General features: G+C 61.7%; 17 protein-coding genes. 5 read left to right on the top strand and 12 right to left on the bottom strand.

The window, feature by feature from the left end:
• Positions 1-87: 87 nt before the first annotated feature.
• From AC1RQ5_RS07350 to cysG, 11 genes are all read right to left on the bottom strand, one after another.
• Complete coding sequence (locus AC1RQ5_RS07350) at positions 88-876, bottom strand: 3-hydroxybutyrate dehydrogenase (protein WP_493197937.1); 789 nt, start codon at positions 874-876, stop codon at positions 88-90.
• Positions 877-2,070 (bottom strand): DUF3734 domain-containing protein, encoded by a 1,194-nt coding sequence (locus AC1RQ5_RS07345; protein WP_493197935.1) that lies wholly within the window; start codon positions 2,068-2,070, stop codon positions 877-879.
• A 121-nt stretch (positions 2,071-2,191) separates the two neighbouring features.
• Entirely contained in the window at positions 2,192-2,698 is a 507-nt protein-coding gene (locus tag AC1RQ5_RS07340; protein WP_398475478.1) for a CAP domain-containing protein, read from the bottom strand.
• 80 nt (positions 2,699-2,778) lie between these two features.
• Entirely contained in the window at positions 2,779-3,816 is a 1,038-nt protein-coding gene (locus AC1RQ5_RS07335; RefSeq protein WP_493197934.1) for a sulfate/molybdate ABC transporter ATP-binding protein, read from the bottom strand.
• A complete protein-coding gene (gene cysW / locus AC1RQ5_RS07330) occupies positions 3,806-4,681 on the bottom strand; it encodes a sulfate ABC transporter permease subunit CysW (protein WP_398475471.1) in 876 nt (291 codons plus the stop codon). The genes AC1RQ5_RS07335 and cysW (AC1RQ5_RS07330) overlap by 11 nt, the downstream gene beginning before the upstream one ends.
• Before the next feature lie 12 nt (positions 4,682-4,693).
• The gene (gene cysT / locus AC1RQ5_RS07325) at positions 4,694-5,521 is read right to left on the bottom strand and encodes a sulfate ABC transporter permease subunit CysT (protein ID WP_398475469.1); all 828 of its coding nucleotides are present in this window, start codon (positions 5,519-5,521) and stop codon (positions 4,694-4,696) included.
• Positions 5,522-5,548: 27 nt separating this feature from the next.
• On the bottom strand, positions 5,549-6,538 hold the full coding sequence (locus tag AC1RQ5_RS07320; RefSeq protein ID WP_493197931.1) for a sulfate ABC transporter substrate-binding protein: 990 nt from the start codon (positions 6,536-6,538) through the stop codon (positions 5,549-5,551).
• Between the two features lie 173 nt (positions 6,539-6,711).
• Positions 6,712-7,224 carry a DUF934 domain-containing protein gene (locus AC1RQ5_RS07315; RefSeq protein WP_398475465.1) on the bottom strand — a complete coding sequence of 171 codons (513 nt, stop codon included), beginning with the start codon at positions 7,222-7,224 and terminating at the stop codon, positions 6,712-6,714.
• Positions 7,211-8,866 (bottom strand): nitrite/sulfite reductase, encoded by a 1,656-nt coding sequence (locus AC1RQ5_RS07310; RefSeq protein ID WP_493197930.1) that lies wholly within the window; start codon positions 8,864-8,866, stop codon positions 7,211-7,213. The genes AC1RQ5_RS07315 and AC1RQ5_RS07310 overlap by 14 nt, the downstream gene beginning before the upstream one ends.
• Positions 8,867-8,877: 11 nt before the next feature.
• On the bottom strand, positions 8,878-9,192 hold the full coding sequence (locus AC1RQ5_RS07305) for a DUF2849 domain-containing protein (RefSeq protein WP_493197928.1): 315 nt from the start codon (positions 9,190-9,192) through the stop codon (positions 8,878-8,880).
• Positions 9,189-10,622 (bottom strand): siroheme synthase CysG, encoded by a 1,434-nt coding sequence (gene cysG, locus AC1RQ5_RS07300; protein ID WP_493197926.1) that lies wholly within the window; start codon positions 10,620-10,622, stop codon positions 9,189-9,191. Before cysG ends, AC1RQ5_RS07305 begins: the two co-directional genes overlap by 4 nt.
• Before the next feature lie 293 nt (positions 10,623-10,915).
• Here cysG and cysP point away from each other — a divergent pair, with 293 nt between their 5' ends.
• From cysP to AC1RQ5_RS07280, 4 genes are all read left to right on the top strand, one after another.
• A complete protein-coding gene (gene cysP, locus AC1RQ5_RS07295) occupies positions 10,916-11,926 on the top strand; it encodes a thiosulfate ABC transporter substrate-binding protein CysP (RefSeq protein ID WP_398475456.1) in 1,011 nt (336 codons plus the stop codon).
• 200 nt (positions 11,927-12,126) lie between these two features.
• The gene (cysT, locus tag AC1RQ5_RS07290; protein ID WP_398475454.1) at positions 12,127-12,954 is read left to right on the top strand and encodes a sulfate ABC transporter permease subunit CysT; all 828 of its coding nucleotides are present in this window, start codon (positions 12,127-12,129) and stop codon (positions 12,952-12,954) included.
• On the top strand, positions 12,954-13,823 hold the full coding sequence (gene cysW, locus AC1RQ5_RS07285; protein ID WP_493197924.1) for a sulfate ABC transporter permease subunit CysW: 870 nt from the start codon (positions 12,954-12,956) through the stop codon (positions 13,821-13,823). The genes cysT (AC1RQ5_RS07290) and cysW (AC1RQ5_RS07285) overlap by 1 nt, the downstream gene beginning before the upstream one ends.
• Before the next feature lie 162 nt (positions 13,824-13,985).
• Positions 13,986-16,148 carry a malate synthase G gene (locus tag AC1RQ5_RS07280; protein WP_493197922.1) on the top strand — a complete coding sequence of 721 codons (2,163 nt, stop codon included), beginning with the start codon at positions 13,986-13,988 and terminating at the stop codon, positions 16,146-16,148.
• 154 nt (positions 16,149-16,302) lie between these two features.
• Here AC1RQ5_RS07280 and AC1RQ5_RS07275 read toward each other — a convergent pair whose 3' ends face one another.
• Complete coding sequence (locus AC1RQ5_RS07275) at positions 16,303-16,464, bottom strand: Thivi_2564 family membrane protein (RefSeq protein ID WP_398475448.1); 162 nt, start codon at positions 16,462-16,464, stop codon at positions 16,303-16,305.
• Positions 16,465-16,653: 189 nt separating this feature from the next.
• Here AC1RQ5_RS07275 and AC1RQ5_RS07270 point away from each other — a divergent pair, with 189 nt between their 5' ends.
• Entirely contained in the window at positions 16,654-18,744 is a 2,091-nt protein-coding gene (locus AC1RQ5_RS07270) for a methyl-accepting chemotaxis protein (RefSeq protein WP_493197920.1), read from the top strand.
• Positions 18,745-18,795: the final 51 nt, after the last annotated feature.

The raw sequence follows: 18,795 nt of genomic DNA, 5'->3' as shown, positions 1-18,795 counted from the left end.
CTGCACTTGGTGAAAGGCCAGTGAGCCTCGCGTGTCGACCTCTCCCCGCGCAAGATGCGGGGAGAGGTAAGGATCGAACTTCGCGGCTTAAGCTGCCGTCCACCCGCCATCGATCGAGAGGTTCGTGCCCGTGATCTGCGCCGCTTCGTCGCCGCACAGGAATAGCGCCAGCGCCGCCACCTGCTCCGAGGTCACGAACTCCTTGGTCGGCTGCGCTTCCAGCAGCACATCGTTGATGACCTGCTCCTTGGTCAGCCCGCGCGCCTTCATCGTGTCGGGAATCTGCTTTTCCACCAGCGGCGTCCAGACATAGCCGGGCGAGATGCAGTTGCAGGTGATCTTGTGGGTGGCGACTTCCAGCGCCACGGTCTTGGTGAGACCGGCGATGCCGTGCTTGGCCGAGACATAGGCCGACTTGAACGGCGAGGCGACCAGCGAATGCGCCGAGGCCGTGTTGATGATACGGCCCCAGCCGCGCTTCTTCATGCCCGGCACAACGGCGCGGATACCGTGGAAGGCCGATGACAGATTGATGGCGATGATCGCGTCCCATTTCTCGATCGGGAAATCCTCGATCGGCGAAACGAACTGAATGCCGGCATTGTTGACAAGAATATCCACCGCGCCAAACGTCTTCTCGCCGAGCGCGATCATCTCGGCGATCTCGGCGGGCTTGGTCATGTCGGCCGGCGAATGGATCGCCTTGACCTTGTAATCGCTTTCGATCGCCGCGCGTTCCTTCTCGATATCGGCGGGCGCGCCCATGCCATTGATCACGACATTGGCGCCGGCGCTGGCGAAAGCGCGCGCATAAGCGAGGCCGATGCCGCTGGTCGAACCGGTCACGACCGCGGTCTTGCCTGTGAGATTGGTCATTCACTTACTCCTGTTGGATTTGATCAGATGGAGAGGAAGCTCGTTGTAATCGTCGGGCGTCAGCGCGTGGGTGACCATGGATTCACCTGGCTGCGGCCCCTCGAACCAGTCCTTGTGGCGCATCGAGAGGAACACATCGCGCTCGCCGCAGCCCCAGTGCTCGACCATGTTGATATGCGCGAAATTGTAGTCCTTCGACGACGACTCGTAGACCTTGCTCGTATAGATCAGGTGGATCACCGTGACGGTGTTTTCCTTGGCGGCGTCCGACAGCAGCGCCACCGACGGGTCCTGCTTGAGTTCCTCCGGCAACTTGCCGATCAGATCGCGCAGCGCCTTGCGGATATTGTGGATGCGCTTGTTCTTGTCAGTGTTCATGCGCGTCCGGCTTGAGAAGCGGATGTCCTTCTCGCGCTCCTGCGCATCCAGGATGGACTGCGGCAACAATCCGCGCGCGCTGAACAGATCGACCTGAAAGATCAGGAGATCGCTGGCCACATCGTCGAGCACGAAATCAAGCGGCGTGTTGGAGGCGATGCCGCCGTCCCAGAAATGCTCGCCGTCGATCTCCACCGACGGAAAGCCGGGCGGCAAGGCGCCGGACGCCATGATGTGTTCGGGGCCGATCTTCTTGCCTTTGGCCTTGAAGAGCTCGTTGTCGAAATAGGTGAAGTTGCCGGTGGTGACGCTGACGGCGCCGACGCTGAGGCGCGTTTTGCAGTCGTTGATGCGATCGAAATCCACCAGCCGCTCCAGCGTCGCCTTCAGCGGTGCCGTATCGTAATAGCTCAGCGACTGCGGGCTGCCCGGCGGCCATAGCGGCGCGGGCGGGAGACGCGGCACGAAAAAGCCGGGAACGCCGAAGGCGGCGATCACCGCTGCACCCGCTTCGTTGAAATAGGTGCGCGCACGATCACCAGGCAGGAGTGGGCTCCACGGCACGGGCGCCGCCGCCATCTCCCAGAATTCCTTCAGCCGGGGCACGCGTTTCTCACGCTCATTGCCGGCGATGATGGCGGCGTTGATCGCACCAATCGAAATGCCGGCGACCCATTCCGGCTCGAAATCATGATGGCAGAGCGCCTCATAGGCGCCAGCCTGATAGGAGCCCAAGGCGCCGCCGCCCTGCAGCACCAAGACACGTTTGGCTTGGGACGGCTTTTTGGCTGCCTGATCGGTCGAAGATGCGGACATGTCTGTGAGCCACCCGAGATCGCTGATGCGAGGGAACCGGCACCGTGGCCCGCTGGCCTCGTGGCGTCAATTGCCGATGCTGCAGAGCAGCATCACAAGGAAGCCATCACATGCGACGGGACTATTTGTCCGTCGAGGCCAGGATCATGGTCCAGAACACCTTGTACTTGGTGTTGGGAGCATAGATCGCGGCAATGCCGAGTTTTGTGACACCCGATTTCAGCATATTGGCGCGGTGCGGCGGCGAGTCGCGCCAGCCCGAGAAGGCTTCTGCCAGGGTGTGATAACCGGCCGAGACGTTTTCGACCGCCACGGTTGCAGGATAGCCACCGGCATTGAGCCGCTTGGCAAGCGGCGCCTTCACGTCATGATCGAGCTTGTTCTTCTTCGCCATGGCGGTGGACTGATCCTCCGCCAGCGCCATCAATGCGGGATCGACCACCACGGGGCCGAGGCCGTTGTTCTGGCGATAGAGCGAGATCATCGAGGCAGCAGCCTGCGGATCCAGCTTGGCACCGCCATTGGCCATCGACAGATACATGGTCGGCTGATCAGGCGCCTGCTCCACGGTGGTTCCGCAGCCCGCCAGCAACACCATACCCAGACTGGCCAAAGCCATCCGCTTCATCGGCAATCCCCTCAAATCGAGGGGCCGTTGTTGCACAGGAACAGTGGCTGAATGGTGAACGGAGAGGAAAGAAGATTGCTCTATTGCCCGGCAAAAATCCGGTAGCGTCGCGGTTGCAGACTGATGGTGTCGCCGGTGGTCAGCGGACGATCGCGCGGTGCATCGATTTCGACCAGCGTGTCATCGCCATTCAGCGCGATATCAGCACGCTGGATCGGGCCGAAGGTACGAACGCGACGCACGACGCCTTCGAGGGCGCCCTCGCCCACCGGCCCCACTTGCATGTCATGACGACGCACGAAGAGTTTCGATGGCCCGACGGCGCTCCCGGCATCGATATTCAGCGGGCGATGGCCGAGCTTCACCTGCCCTTCGCGCACGTCGACCGGCAAGACGATGGACTCACCGATGAAGGAATGCACGAACGCCGTAGCCGGATTGTCATAGACATCGCCGGGCGTGCCGATCTGTTCGATCTTGCCCTTGTCCATCACCACCACGCGGTTGGCAACTTCGAGCGCTTCTTCCTGGTCATGGGTGACGAAGATCGAGGTGACGTGAATTTCCTCATGCAGCGTGCGCAGCCACTGGCGCAACTCCTTGCGAACTTTCGCGTCGAGCGCACCGAAAGGCTCGTCGAGCAGCAGGATACGCGGCTCGATGGCAAGCGCGCGAGCCAGCGCGATGCGCTGGCGCTGGCCGCCGGAGAGCTGGCTCGGATAGCGATCTGCGAGCCAATCGAGCTGCACGAGATCGAGCAGCTCCTTCACGCGGGCGCGGATCTGCGTCTCGCTCTTGCGGATCTTGCGCGGCTGCACGCGCAGGCCGAAGGCAACGTTCTCGAACACGCTCATATGGCGGAACAGGGCGTAGTGCTGAAACACAAAGCCGACATTGCGCTCGCCGGCGCCGCGCTCCAGCGCATCCTGACCGTCGAACTTCACTTCACCGGCGTCAGGCCAGTCTAGACCCGCAATGATGCGCAGCAGTGTCGTCTTGCCCGAGCCCGATGGCCCGAGCAGTGCCAGCAATTCGCCATCGGCGACCTTCAGATCGACGCCGTCGAGGGCAGTAAAGCTGCCGAATTTCTTGACAATGTTTTTGACTTCAATCGCCACGGGTCGGTTGTCCTTGATCCAGATGCCGTTCGAGGATCGCTTTCGCCGCCAGCGTGATCAGCGCCAGCATGGCGAGCAGCGATGCGACCGCGAACGCAGCCATGAACTGATACTCGTTATAGAGAATTTCCACCAGCAGCGGCATGGTGTTGGTTTCGCCGCGGATATGGCCGGAAACCACCGCAACCGCGCCGAATTCGCCCATCGCGCGCGCATTGCAGAGCAGGACGCCATACAGCACGCCCCATTTGATATTGGGCAATGTGACGCGGAAGAACGTGGCCAGACCGGAGGCACCGAGCGAGATCGCGGCCTCCTCCTCGGAGGTGCCTTGTTCCTGCATCAGCGGGATCAGCGCCCGCACGACGAAGGGGAATGTCACGAAGGTCGTCGCCAGCACGATGCCCGGCACCGCGAACAGGATCTGGATGCCGTGGCTCTGCAGCCACGGACCGAAATAGCCCTGCCCGCCAAACAGCAGCACGAAGACGAGGCCGGAGATCACAGGCGACACGGAGAATGGCAGATCGACCAGCGAGATCAGCACGGTCTTGCCGGGAAATTCGAATTTGGCGATGGCCCATGCGGCGATCAGGCCGAATACCATATTGAGACTAACGGAGATGGCGGCGACCAGCAGCGTCAGCCGGATCGCAGCTTGCGCCTCGGAGTCGGTGATGGCGCGAAGATAGGCCTCGGCGCCGCGTGAAAATGCCTGGCTGAACACCAGCACCAGCGGCAGCACGACAAAGACGATCAGGAACAGGATCGCCAGCGTGATGATAATGGCACGAATCCAGCGCGGCTCGGTCAGCGTCGGGCTGCGCGCGGCGGAGGGGCGGGATGGGGGCGGTAAAATCGACATGCGGCTTTGAGACTACACCATGCGGCTCTGCGACCAGCGCTGGATGCGGTTGATCGCGAAGATGACGATGAAGGAGGCGAGCAGCATGACGACGGCGATCGCCGTCGCGTCGGCATAGCGGAATTCAGACAACCGAATCACGATGAGGAGCGGCGCGATTTCGGAAATATTGGGCAGGTTGCCGGCGATGAAGATCACCGAACCGTATTCGCCGACAGCGCGTGCGAAAGCGAGCGCGAAGCCGGTGAGCATCGCCGGCAGCAGGCTCGGCAGGATCACGCGCCACACCGTCTGCCAGCGGCTGGCGCCAAGGCTGGAGGCGGCCTCCTCGATTTCCTTGTCGAGATCCTGCAGCACCGGCTGCACCGTGCGCACCACGAAAGGAATCCCGATGAAGACCATGGCGACGAAGATACCGATCGGGGTGAACGCCACCTTGATGCCGAGTTCGGCAAGCGGCGCACCGAGCCAGCCCTTCTGTGCAAACAGCGAGGTCAAGGCGACGCCGGCCACGGCGGTCGGAAGCGCAAAGGGGATATCGACGATCGCATCGAAGATGCGCCGGCCGGGAAAGCGATAGCGCGTCAGTGCCCAGACGATCACCATGCCAGCGATCAGGTTGACGATCGCAGCGAGGAACGCGATTCCGAACGACGTCTTCAGCGCGTTCAATGTCCGTCGGCTGGTGAGGATGCCCCAGAACTGCTCGAACGAGAGTTCGAATGTCTTGAGCACCAACGCTGCCAGCGGGATCAGCACGATGATCGACAGCCAGGTCAGGGTCAGGCCCATGGTGAGCCCGAATCCCGGCAGCGTGCGTCGTTGTTTAGCCGCGCTCACGCTGCCCCCTGTATATCGACGCTACGATCAGTTCTTGTAGATCTGATCGAACACGCCACCTTCGGCGAAGTGAGTCTTCTGTGCCTTGGTCCAGCCGCCGAACACGTCGTCGATGGTAAAGAGGTCCACCTTGGCAAACGAGGTCTCATACTTCTTCGCGATGTCGGCATCGCGCGGACGATAGAAGTTGCGAGCGGCAATCTCCTGTCCTTCCTTGGTGTACCAGTATTTCAGATAGGCTTCCGCAGCGGCGCGGGTGCCCTTCTTGTCGGCGACGGCATCGACCACCGCGACCGGCGGCTCAGCCAGGATCGACAGCGGCGGGGCGACGATTTCGAACTTGTCTTTACCAAATTCCTTCTGCGCAAGGAACGCCTCGTTTTCCCAGGCGAGCAGAACGTCGCCGACGCCGCGCTCGACGAAAGTCACGGTAGAGCCGCGCGCACCGGTATCGAGCACCGGGACGTTCTTGTAGAGATCGCCAACGAACTTCTTCGCCTGGTCTTCCGATCCGAACTTCTTGAGCGCATAGCCCCACGCCGCCAGATAGTTCCAGCGCGCGCCACCGGACGTCTTCGGGTTCGGCGTGATCACGCTGACTCCCGATTTGAGCAGGTCGTTCCAGTCCTTGATGCCCTTGGGATTGCCCTTGCGGACAAGGAACACGATGGTCGAGGTGTAGGGCGCCGCGTTCTGCGGCAATTTCTTCTGCCAGTCTTCGGCGATCAGCTTCTTGCCCGCGATGGCATCGATGTCATAGGCCAGCGCCAGCGTCACCACATCGGCTTGCAGTCCGTCAATCACCGAACGCGCTTGCGAACCCGAGCCGCCATGGGACTGCTTGATTTCGACGCTCTTGCCGCTGTCCTTCTGATAGGCCGTAGCAAACGCCTTGTTGAACTCGACATAGAGTTCACGGGTCGGATCATAGGAGACGTTGAGCAGCGAGACGTCAGCGGCAAGGGCAGAACTCGCCCAGAGCAGACCAGCGAGAACGGGAACGATGCGACGAACCATGTGGGATCTCCGTGAACCGAAAGACTCAAATGCTTTCGGGCAAGGCGGACAAAATCGTGAACAACCAGGTCGAAGTCAACGAAACCACATTTCAATGTTTCTACAGTGACGGCAGCAATCTCCCACGGATTTGCCGCATTTGGGATGCGGCATTCCGTCGGTCTTGATTGACGTCAGCGCGCGCTCTCCGCGTGCCGTGCTTGCATGCGTCGATGCAGCGCGGTGATGCGGCCATCGCCTGTCGGTTGATAGAACACGGTGTAGCGTTTCACCGTGGCGGCAAACGCTTCCGCGTCTGCGTCCTTCTTCACCTCGAAAGCATCGAAACCCGCGCGCAGCATCAGCACAAACTGGTCGCGCAGCACCTGCCCGGTCGCGCGTAGCTCGCCCTTGTAACCATAACGCTCGCGCAGCAACCGCGCCTGGCTATAGGCGCGACCATCACGGAAGGTCGGAAACACCAGCGCCACCACCGCAAGTTTGTCGAGATAGGGCACGAGCTCGTCGAGATCGCGGTTGTTCGGCCAGATCACGCCGGTCGGGCTGTTACGCGCCACGAGCGCTTCTGGATCGGCCAGAAACCGTACCGCCGGGATCAGCGCTGCGCCCTCAACCGGAATCTCGCTGTCATCCACCGCATGCGTAAAGCTGTCCGCAACGATCGCGCCCTTCTTAACGAGTGGCATAAACGCGCTCCTTGAACGGCTCGACGCCGAGACGTTCGACGGTCTGGTAAAACAATTCATCCGGCCGCGCCCGCAGCGCCAGATAGGATTCGACGATGTCCTCGATCACATTGGCCACGTCATCATAAGGCACCGCAGGGCCGATCAACGTTCCGACCACAGCACCTTCATCAGCACGGCCGCCGATCGTGATCTGGTAGAATTCCTCGTTGTTCTTTTCGACGCCGAGGATGCCGATATGGCCGACATGATGATGGCCGCAGGCATTGATACAGCCGGAAATATTGATGTGCAGCCGGCCAATCATGTCCGCAAGGTCGTGATTGGCGAAGCGCCGCGTCAGCTCCTGCGCCACCGGGATCGCGCGCGCATTGGCCAGTGAGCAATAATCAAGGCCGGGGCACGCGATAATATCGGTGATCAGATTGACGTTCGGCGTCGCCAGCTGGAGCTTGTCGAGCTGTCGCCACAGCGCCGGCAGATCGCGCTTGGCGACATTCGGCAGCGCCAGGTTCTGCTCATGGCCGACACGGATCTCGCCGAACGAATATTTGTCTGCGAGATCGGCGATGGCATCCATCTGCTCGGCCGTGGCATCGCCGGGCGGACCACCGATCGGCTTCAACGACAGTGTAACGATTGAATAGCCCGGGTGCTGATGGGCCGCGACGGAGTTCTTCAGCCAGCGTTCGAATTGCGGATCGGCGGATGCCGCTTTCAGCTCGTCCGGTGTGTCGGACAGGGTTTGATAACCGGGATACTGGAAGCGCGAGCGGATATCGGCGACGATCTCGTCATCGAGCTGCAGCGCGCTGTGACGCATCGCCTGCCATTCTTCCTCCACCTCGGCAGAGAACTTCTCGATACCGAGTTCATGAACGAGGATCTTGATGCGCGCTTTGTAGATATTATCGCGGCGGCCATACTGATTGTAGACGCGCAGGATCGACTCCACATAGCTGAGGATGTCGGCGCCATGCACGAAGGGCTTGATCACCTTGCCGATGAAGGGCGTGCGGCCGAGACCGCCGCCAACCAGCACTTCGAAGCCGGTCTCGCCAGATTCGTTCTTGAGAATCCGCAAACCGATATCGTGGACCTTGATCGCCGCGCGATCATGATCAGACGCCGTGATGGCGATCTTGAATTTGCGTGGAAGATACGTGAATTCCGGATGCATGGTCGAATATTGCCGCAGCAATTCCGCCCAGATGCGTGGATCCTCGACCTCGCCCGGCGCGACGCCGGCCCACTGATCAGTGGTGACATTGCGCACGCAATTGCCCGAGGTCTGCATCGCGTGGATACCGACGGAAGCAAGATCTTCCAGCGCGTCCGGCAGGTCGGACAACTTGATCCAGTTGAACTGGATATTCTGCCGCGTGGTGAAGTGGCCGTAGCCGCGGTCATACTTACGCGCCACATGGGCCATCTTGCGCAATTGCGGCGATGACAGCGTGCCATAGGGAATGGCGACGCGCAGCATATAGGCGTGGAGCTGCAGATAGACGCCATTCATCAGGCGCAGCATCTTGAATTCGTCTTCGGTGAGTTCGCCGGAGAGACGACGCTTCACCTGATCGCGGAATTCGGCGACACGCTCGTTGACGAGCGTGCGATCGATTTCATCATAAGCATACATGTCGAGAACTTTCAGGCCGAGATCGGCAGATCGATGGTGACGCCCTGGCGGCGAATGCGTTCGCGCAAATTGCCGGGCTCGACGGCGCCGTCGTCCTTGACGATCACCGGGGCGATATAGGGGCCGATGGCGCCGACATCATCGGCGGCGGATTCGGCAAGCAGCGCACGCGCATCATCGGCCGTGCGCACGATGGCCGCCTGGGCAAGATCATCTGTCCAGCCCTCCTTGGTATCGCGATAGATGACGATGCCATCCCAGGTGCGGTTGGCTGTCACCACTGAAGGACCGGCGATCTTGATTTTCTGTTGCAGGGGAGAGGTCATTCGGCAGCTACCAAAATGTCAGAGACGAAGGCGTTGATATTGGCGGCGCGCCATGGCGCGGAATGCGCCACGACATCGCCGATGATGAGAACGGCCGGGCCGCCATCGATCTGCGCGACCAGCGAGGGGAGATTGTCGAGCGTGCCGACAGCCGCCTGCGCATCGGGCCGTGTTACGCGCGCGAATACGCCGACCGGCGTCTGCGGCGAGCGGCCGGCCTTGATGAGGCCTTCGCGGATCGCCGGCGCCGCCGTCATGCCCATATAGACGACCACGGTCATCTTCACGTCTGTGAGCACGGACCAGTCGACCTTGTCGGCGTCCTTCTCTTTGTGCGCGGTCAGGAACGTGATGCGCAGCGCCTCGCCGCGATAGGTGAGCGGGGTCTCGAACATCGCAGCAGCGCCGAGACCAGCCGTGATACCGGGAATGACGGAGTAGGACACGCCGGCATCGCGGAGATATTCGATCTCCTCGCCGCCACGGCCAAAAATGAAGGGATCGCCGCCCTTGAGACGCACCGCGCGCTGGCCGGCTTGCGCGGCCTCAACGAGCAGCTTGTTAGTGGCATCCTGCCCGATGCCGGGCTTGCCGATACGGCGCCCCACCGGCACGCGTGACGCGTCACGGCGGATGCGATCGAGAATTTCGGACGACACCAGTTCGTCATAGAAAACGACGTCGGCATCCTGCAGCGCGCGCAGCGCCTTGATGGTGAGCAGATCGGGATCGCCGGGACCGGCGCCGACCAGAGTGACATGCCCCTTCGCACCCGTCTGCGAGGCACCGGCGAAGGCCGCGAGATCGCTGATCGCACCAAGCGCCTGCTCGGCCTCGCTACCGCGACCGGCCAGAACCTTGGCGCCGATGTCGCCATCGACCACGCGCTCCCAGAAGCGGCGGCGCAGCGGCGCCTCGGAAATCCTGTCATTGATCGATTTGCGCCAGCGCCCGATGAAGGTCGCGAGATCGCCGATGCGCGCCGGCAGCACGCTCTCGATCATCTCGCGCACACGCCGCGCCACCACTGGCGATGTCCCGCCAGTGCCGACAGCCACGACTACATCGCCGCGATCGACGATGGCCGGAAATATGAATGTGGAGTTGGCGAGATCGTCCATCACATTGACGGGTAATCCCACCGCCCTGGCGCGCTCAGCCATCATCGGCCCGAGATCGCCGGCGCCTGCGCACATCACGGCGATGACACCGGTCAGGTCCGCACTGAGCGGATTCCCCTCGGCAAATTCGATCGCATCGACAGCTGCGGCATCGAGCCCGGCGAGGTCGCGATCGCCATCGGTCGCATGCCAGCGGATGCGCGCATGGGCTGCCAGCAGCAACCGCAATTTGGCGCGCACGAGCTCACCGGCACCGATCAAAAGGATCGGTCCGGCCTGCAAGTCCAGGAAGACAGGCAGAAAGCGCATGCAAACTCCGACGCCCCGAACTTCGGGGTTGACTGGAATTATATTCTATATATCTCTCGATTACAGCACGCAAAGAGAAGATTTTTTCTTCTTTGAGCCGTTCTAATTGTAGAACTTTTTACTCTCGAACACCAGATGCCGGAGATGGTTCTTCTCTCGGACGATCGCATCAGCGGGTTGCTGCAGTAAAACGCGCAACCGCACACGATCGTTGCAGGGCAGATTTCGGACCGCCCGGCGGACAAAGTGCCGCAGCTATCCATCACCGATCCGCTCAACGCAGGGGACTATTCGTGAACCGCCTTTTGACCACTTTCGCCGCCGGCCTCGGCCTTCTCGCCGTGGGCGTCACCGCGCCCGCTCAGGCGCAGACGCCGACCACCCTGCTCAACGTGTCCTACGACATCGCGCGCGAGCTTTATGTCGAGATCAATGCCGCTTTCATCAAGCAGTGGAAGGCCAAGACCGGTCAGGACATCACCATCAATCAGTCGCATAACGGCTCGTCGCGCCAGGCGCGCTCGATCCTCGAAGGGCTCGAGGCGGATATCGTCACCTTCAACCAGGTCACCGACGTGCAGGTGCTGCATGATCGCGGCAAGCTGATCCCGGCCGACTGGGCCAAGCGGTTGCCGAACAATTCGTCGCCTTATTACTCGCTGCCGGCCTTCCTGGTACGCGCGGGCAATCCGAAGAATATCAAGGACTGGGACGATCTGGTGAAGCCGGGCGTGCAGGTGATCTTCCCGAACCCGAAAACCTCGGGCAATGCGCGCTACACCTATCTGGCTGCCTATGCCTTCGCGAAGAACAAGTACGGCGCCGACAAGGCTGATGACTTCATCAAGAAGCTGTTCGCCAATGTCCCGGTGTTCGACACCGGCGGCCGTGCAGCGACCACGACTTTCGTGGAGCGCGGCACCGGCGACGTGCTGATCACCTTCGAGGCCGAAACCGCGTCGATCCGCGACCTCGTCGGCAAGGACAAGGTGGAATCCGTGGTGCCGCCGACCAGCGTGCTCGCCGAATTCCCGGTCACCGTGGTCGATAAATATGCCGACAAGCACGGCACCAAGGCACTGGCGACGGCCTATCTCGAATTCCTGTATTCGCCGGAAGGCCAGGCCATTGAGCTCAAGGGCTATAACCGCGTGGTCGACAAGGACCTGATGGCCAAGAACAAGGACAAGTTCCCGGACGTCAAACTGTATCGCGTCGAGGACGAGTTCGGCGGCTGGGACAAGCTGAACGCCGAGCATCTCAATGCCGGCGCAAAGCTGGATCAGCTGTTCGGCGGTAAATAAGGCGCCGACTGTCGTCACCCGGCTTGACCGGGTGACCCAGTAAACACCGCAGCTTCAGAGTGTACTGGATCGCCCGGTCCAAGCGCGCAATTGCGCGCCAGGCCGGGCGATGACAGTTTGAGAATGGAACGCCCCTCGCATTCCATTTCCCCGCAAATCGTCTATGAAGCGCGCAAACAGCTTCACCCACGGACCTTCCTTTGCGACGTAGCGTCATTCCAGGTTTCAGGCTCTCGCTCGGCATCACCCTGCTTTATCTCGGGGTCATCGTCCTGCTGCCGCTGTGCGCGCTGATCCTGAAGGCGTCCGACGTCGGGCTGACGCAGCTCTGGGGCATCCTGTCGTCGCCGCGCACGCTGTCGGCCATCCGCGTCACCGTCACCATGGCCGCCGCCGCTACCGCCTTCAACGCGGTCTATGGCCTGCTGCTGGCCTGGGTGCTGGCGCGCTACCAGTTCCCCGGCAAGCGCATCCTCGATGCGCTGGTCGATGTGCCCTTCGCTCTCCCCACCGCCGTCGCCGGTCTCGCGCTGACCGCACTCCTGTCCAAGAATGGCTGGTTCGGCGCGCCGCTGGCCGAACTCGGCATCCAGGTCGCCTACACGCCGCTCGGCATTGCCATTGCGATGGCCTTCACCAGCATCCCTTTCGTGGTGCGCACGGTGCAGCCGGTGATCGAGGATCTGGGCACCGACGTGGAGGAAGCCGGCCGCTCGCTCGGCGCCAGCGATCTGCAGATCCTGTGGCGCGTGATTTTCCCTGCGATCTTCCCGGCCTTCCTCGCGGGCTGCTCACTGTCCTTCGCGCGCAGCCTCGGTGAATTCGGCGCAGTGATATTCATTGCCGGCAACCAGCCGATGAAGACCGAGATCGTGGCGCTGCTCACTTACATCCGCCTTGAAGAATACAATTACGAAGCCGCCGCGGCGATCGCCGTGGTGATGCTGGCCATGGCCTTCACCATGCTGATCATCACCAATGCCGTACAGGCCTGGAACCTGCGCTATCTCGGCCGGGGAGACGCGTGATGGCCGACAAGCGCAGCAATGGCGCATGGATGGTGACGCCGGTCGGTGCCGGACCTGTGGCGCGCCGCGTGGTGCTCGGCGTCGTCCTCGTGCTGACGCTGCTGGTGCTGATCGCGCCATTGGCACTGATCTTCTCCTCCGCGCTGTCGCAGGGCATCGCAGTGTTCTTCCGCAATCTGGCCGAGCCCGGCACCCAGCACGCGATCTTCCTGACCGTCATCGCCGCGCTGATCGCCGTGCCGGTCAACATCCTGTTCGGCCTCGCCGCCGCATGGAGCGTGACCAAGTTCACCTTCCCCGGCCGCACGCTGCTGATCGCGCTGATCGAGCTGCCCTATTCGATCTCGCCCATCGTCGCCGGCGTCGCATACCTCTTCGTCTATGGCACCACCGGCCTGTTCGGCCCGATCATCGAGATCCTCGGCATCAAGGTGATGTTCGCCACGCCGGCCATCGTGCTGGCCTCCATGTTCGTCACCGCGCCCTTTGTCGCGCGCGAACTGATCCCGTTGATGCAGGTGCAGGGCACCGACGAGGAAGAAGCCGCAGTGACGCTCGGCGCCTCCGGCTTTGCGACCTTCATCAAAGTCACGCTGCCCAATGTCCGCTGGGCCGTGCTCTATGGCGCGATCCTGTGCAACGCCCGGGTGATGGGTGAATTCGGTGCAGTTTCGGTGGTGTCGGGCAATGTCCGCGGCCAGACCACCACGCTGCCGCTACAGATTGAGCTTTTGTATCAGGACTACAATGTCGCCGGTGCCTTTGCCGCCGCGACCATGCTGACCGCCGTGGCGCTGTTCACCATCCTGATCAAGGTGATCCTGGAACGGTTCTCGCCGGATACGCACGGCCGCGCGCCCGGGCACTGATTTTTTCGGCCTTCTCCCCCAACCATAGCAGCAATCGCGGGGGGCTATCCCGCCCCCATGCTTGGCGCTAAAACGTCCCAAGGCCGCCGTTCTTTCGGCAGTCTTCGTCTGCATAATCCCAAAATCAGAGCTTAATTGCCGCCTGCCCGAGAGAAACGCATCATGAAACGCATCGACGCCCATGGTCTGCAGATCGCCCCTGTTCTGTACGACTTCATCGCCAAGGAAGCCGCCCCGAAGACGGGGATCGCGCCCGATGCATTCTGGGCCGGCCTGGCCGGCATCATCAACGATCTCGGCCCGAAGAACCGCGAATTGCTGAAGATCCGCGACACCCTGCAGGCCAGGATCGACGACTGGCACCGCGCCAACAAGGGCAAGGCGTTCGACCTCGCCGCCTATACCGCATTCCTGAAAGAGATCGGCTACCTCCTCCCCGAGCCCGCGACCAAGACGGTCGAGACCACCAATGTGGACGAGGAAATCGGCCAGATCTGTGGTCCGCAGCTCGTCGTCCCGCTGACCAATGCGCGCTACGCCCTCAATGCAGCCAATGCGCGCTGGGGCAGCCTGTATGACGCCTTCTACGGCACCGATGCGATCCCGCAGGATCCGAGCGAAGGCGGCAAGGGCTACAACAAGGCCCGCGGCGACAAGGTGATCGCGAAGGCAAAGGCCTTCCTCGATTCCGCCGCCCCTCTCGCCACCGGCAGCCATACAGACGTGACCGGCTATAGCATCGTGTCCGGCCAGCTTTCGGCCAAGCTCAAGAGCGGCAATCTCACCGCGCTGAAGAACGAAGCCCAGCTCGCCGGCTATCTCGGCGACCACGCAGCGCCCAATGCAATCCTGCTCGTCAATAACGGCCTGCATATCGAAGTGCAGATCGATCGCGCGAGCCCAATCGGCAAGGACGATCCAGCCGGCGTGTCGGACATGCTGATGGAAGCCGCCGTCTCCACCATTCTGGACATGGAAGACAGCGTCGCCACCGTGGACGCCGACGACAAGGTGCTGGTCTATCGCAACACCCTCGGCCTGATGAACGGCACGCTCTCGGCCGACTTCGACAAGGGCGGCAAGACGCTGACCCGCGCGCTGAACGCCGATCGCACCTACAAGACGCCATCGGGCAAGGACCTCACGCTGCATGGCCGCAGCCTGATGCTGATGCGCAATGTCGGCCACCACATGTTCACCGACGCTGTGCTCGACAGCAAGGGCGAGGAAATCCCGGAAGGCCTGCTCGACGCTGCCGTGGCCGGCCTGATCGGCATCCACGACGTCAAGAGCACCGGTAGCTTGCGCAACTCGCGCACCGGCTCGATCTATATCGTCAAGCCGAAGATGCACGGCCCGGACGAAGTCGCCTTCACCTGCGAGATCTTCGGTCGCGTCGAAAAGATGCTGTCGCTGCCTGAGAATACGATGAAGGTCGGCATCATGGATGAGGAGCGCCGCACCACGGTGAATCTCAAGGCCTGCATCCAGAATGCGTCGAAGCGCATCATGTTCATCAATACCGGCTTCCTCGACCGCACCGGCGACGAGATCCACACGTCGATGGAAGCGGGTCCGATGATCCGCAAGAACGACATGAAGGCCACGCCCTGGATCAAGGCCTATGAAGAGTGGAACGTGGACACGGGCCTGCTCGATGGCCTGCCCGGCCACGCGCAGATCGGCAAGGGCATGTGGGCCGCGCCGGACAAGATGGCCGACATGCTGACCCAGAAGATCGGCCACCCGCAGGCCGGCGCCACCACCGCCTGGGTGCCGTCGCCCACCGCCGCGACGCTGCATGCCCTGCACTATCATCAGGTCGGCGTGATTGAACGGCAGAAAGAACTCGCCAAGGGCGGTGCCCGCGGCAAGCTCAGCGACATCCTCACCATCCCGGTGTCGCAGTCGAACTGGGCGCCGGACGATGTGAAGCAGGAGATCGACAACAACTGCCAGGGCATCCTCGGTTATGTGGTGCGCTGGATCGACCAGGGCGTCGGCTGCTCCAAGGTGCCGGACATCCACGGTGTCGGCCTGATGGAAGACCGTGCCACGCTGCGCATCTCAGCCCAGCATCTCGCCAACTGGCTGCATCAGGGCGTCATCACCAAGGATCAGGTGATGGAATCGCTGAAGCGCATGGCCGTGGTGGTCGACGAGCAGAACAAGGGCGACGCGATCTACAAGAACATGGCGCCCGGCTTCGACGGCGTCGCGTTCAAGGCTGCCTGCGATTTGATCTTTGAAGGACGTACGCAGCCGAACGGCTATACGGAGTATATTTTGACGGCACGCCGCCGCGAGGCGAAGGCGGCGGGCTGATCGACGGATCACCAAATAGCAAAAGCCCCGGTTCGCACCGGGGCTTTTTTGTTGCCCTTAGCTTGTCATCATCCGCGAAAGCGGGTGATCCAGTAAACACGGTCGCTAGTGTCTAATGGATCGCCCGGTCAGGCCGGGCGATGACAGCGCGCCCCTAAAACACCGCAATATATTTCAGCAGCGAAATCACACCGAGAATGATGACGATCACACGGCAGATCTGCTTGGCGCGACCGTCGAGCGGTAGCATGTTGATCAAATACAAAATCAGGATGACGACGAGAAACGTGATCAAAGCGCTGATAAGTATGCCCATTTGTAGTTCCCCAGCTTGAAATCATGACATCGCGCAACAACGCGCAGATGAGTGCGATTGAGCAGCACCACTACAGATGAGAACGCAAAAGCCGGCTTTGGGTTCCATGTGCGGAACGGCCGCATATTGCGCTGCAAGAAATTTTTACCTTTCTGCGGCTAGGTCATCGCATTGACTGAGGACATTGCGATGAATCGTTTAAGCGTTTCCACTTTGCTGAAATCAGTGATTGCCGTGATGGCGGCCTGCGTCGTGGTCGTGCTCGCATCCGGCGCCTGGACGTCATGGCAACGACTGCAGACTGCCAATCGCATATCTTCGATTGCCGAAGCTTCCGGATACATCTTCAAGGCTATGCATAATCTGCGCGCTGACCGCGCATCGACGGTTCGTTCGCTGAATGCAGACAGCATCATGCAGCCCGATTTCGCAAAATATGCGCGTGCTATCCGCGACGCCGAACTGCCGGCGATGCAGAAGTCGGTTCAGGTGCTGGCCAATATCGATTTCGAGAACAAGGCTACGCTGCTGCCGCAAGCATCCCGCCTCGTCGATGAGCTGGCGAAACTTCAAGCGGAATCCTGGGAGGCCATGAACAAGCCGAAGGCCGACCGCCGCCCGACGCTCGCCAAGGACTATGCGACCAATAACGACGCGCTGCTGCCAGTGCTGGACAAGATTTCATCGGTGCTCTCAGGCGCCGTCAACAATAGCGACGCGGTCATCGATCAACTGCTCTCCATCAAGCAGATGGCCTGGCTGCTGCGTCAGACCGCCGGCGAAGCGTCGGTCCTGATCACCACCTCGCTTGGCAATGGCAAGCTGCCGGCGGATGGTCAAAGAACCTATGCCAAGCTGGCCGGCGGCACGGAGGTCGCATGGACCGCACTCGATCTGGCAACCACGGGCATGAAGATGCCGCCGACGCTCAGCGCTGCAATGGATACGGCCAAGAAGACCTATTTCGATCCCGCTCTGCTGAAGCTGCGTGACGGCCTTGTCGAAGCCCTCGCCAATGGCACCAAGCCGGAAATGTCCGCTCTCGCCTGGAGCCCATATTCCGTCGAACGCATGAGCACTGCGGTGATCGTCGCCGAACGCGCGCTCGATCTCGCCACCGAGCGCGCCGTCGATCAGATTAGCGTCGCGCAGCGCGCGCTGTTCGTGCAAGCCGCGCTCCTCTTGATCGCTATCGCAGTTGCCGTGGCCAGCATGCTCGCCGTGACGCGTCGGGTCATCGTGCCGCTCAATCATATTCGCGATGCCATGCTGAAAGTCGCCGGCGGCGATCTCGCTGTCGAGTCCGGCTACAAGGATCGTCATGATGAAATCGGCGCGCTCGCCGGCGCCCTCGAAACCTTCAAACAACAGGCCATCGAGAAGGCTGACATCGAGCGGCAGGAACGCGAGCGGAACGCGCAGACCGTGAACCGTCAGCAGGCGATCGAGCAATATATCGGCCAGTTCGAAGTCCAGATGCAGGACACGCTCGGCACCCTGGGCAGCGCCTCCGACCAGATGAATACGACATCAGACGGCATGGCTGCTGTCTCCAGCCAGACCAATGCGCGCGTGCAGGATGCCGCGCGTGCCTCCAGCGACGCCTCGGCGAATGTTCAGAACGTCGCCGCTGCCGCCGAGGAGCTCAGCACGTCCATCAACGATATCAGTCGCCAGGCATCGCATGCGGCCGGCATTGCCAGCCGCGCGGTAAACCAGGCGCAGCAGACCGACACCACCGTGCAGGGCCTCGCAGCGAGCGCGAACCGCATCGGCGAAGTGGTCGGCCTGATCAACGATATCGCCTCGCAGACCAACCTGCTGGCGCTCAATGCCACCATCGAGGCCGCACGCGCGGGCGAGGCCGGCCGTGGCTTCGCCGTGGTCGCCTCTGAGGTGAAATCGCTGGCCAGCCAGACCGCCAAGGCCACCGACGACATTTCCGAGCAGATCGCGGACATCCAGCGCGTAGCCAATGACGCCATCGAGGCTATCAAGGCCATCGGCGGCATCATCGGTGAGGTCAACGAGGTCGCCACGGCGATTGCTGCGGCCGTCGAAGAGCAAGGCGCTGCCACGCAGGAGATCACGCGTTCAACCCAGCAGGCTGCGGATGGCACACGCAATGTTTCAGACAACATCACCGGCGTCAGCGCCGATGCCGATGCAGCCGGTGCAGCGGCACAGGACGTGAAAATGGCGTCTAAAACGCTGGCAACACAGACGCGCCAGCTGGGATCGCAGGTGACAGATTTTATCGGAAAGATCCGGGCGGCGTAAAACACGTCCGAACTGTCATCGCCCGCGAAAGCGGGCGTTCCAGGACACACT

The sequence above is a fragment of the Tardiphaga sp. GW821-FHT12E02 genome (assembly GCF_058807155.1).
The sequence above is the reverse complement of the archived record's forward strand: the minus strand, read 5'-3'. Positions and strand labels throughout refer to the sequence as shown.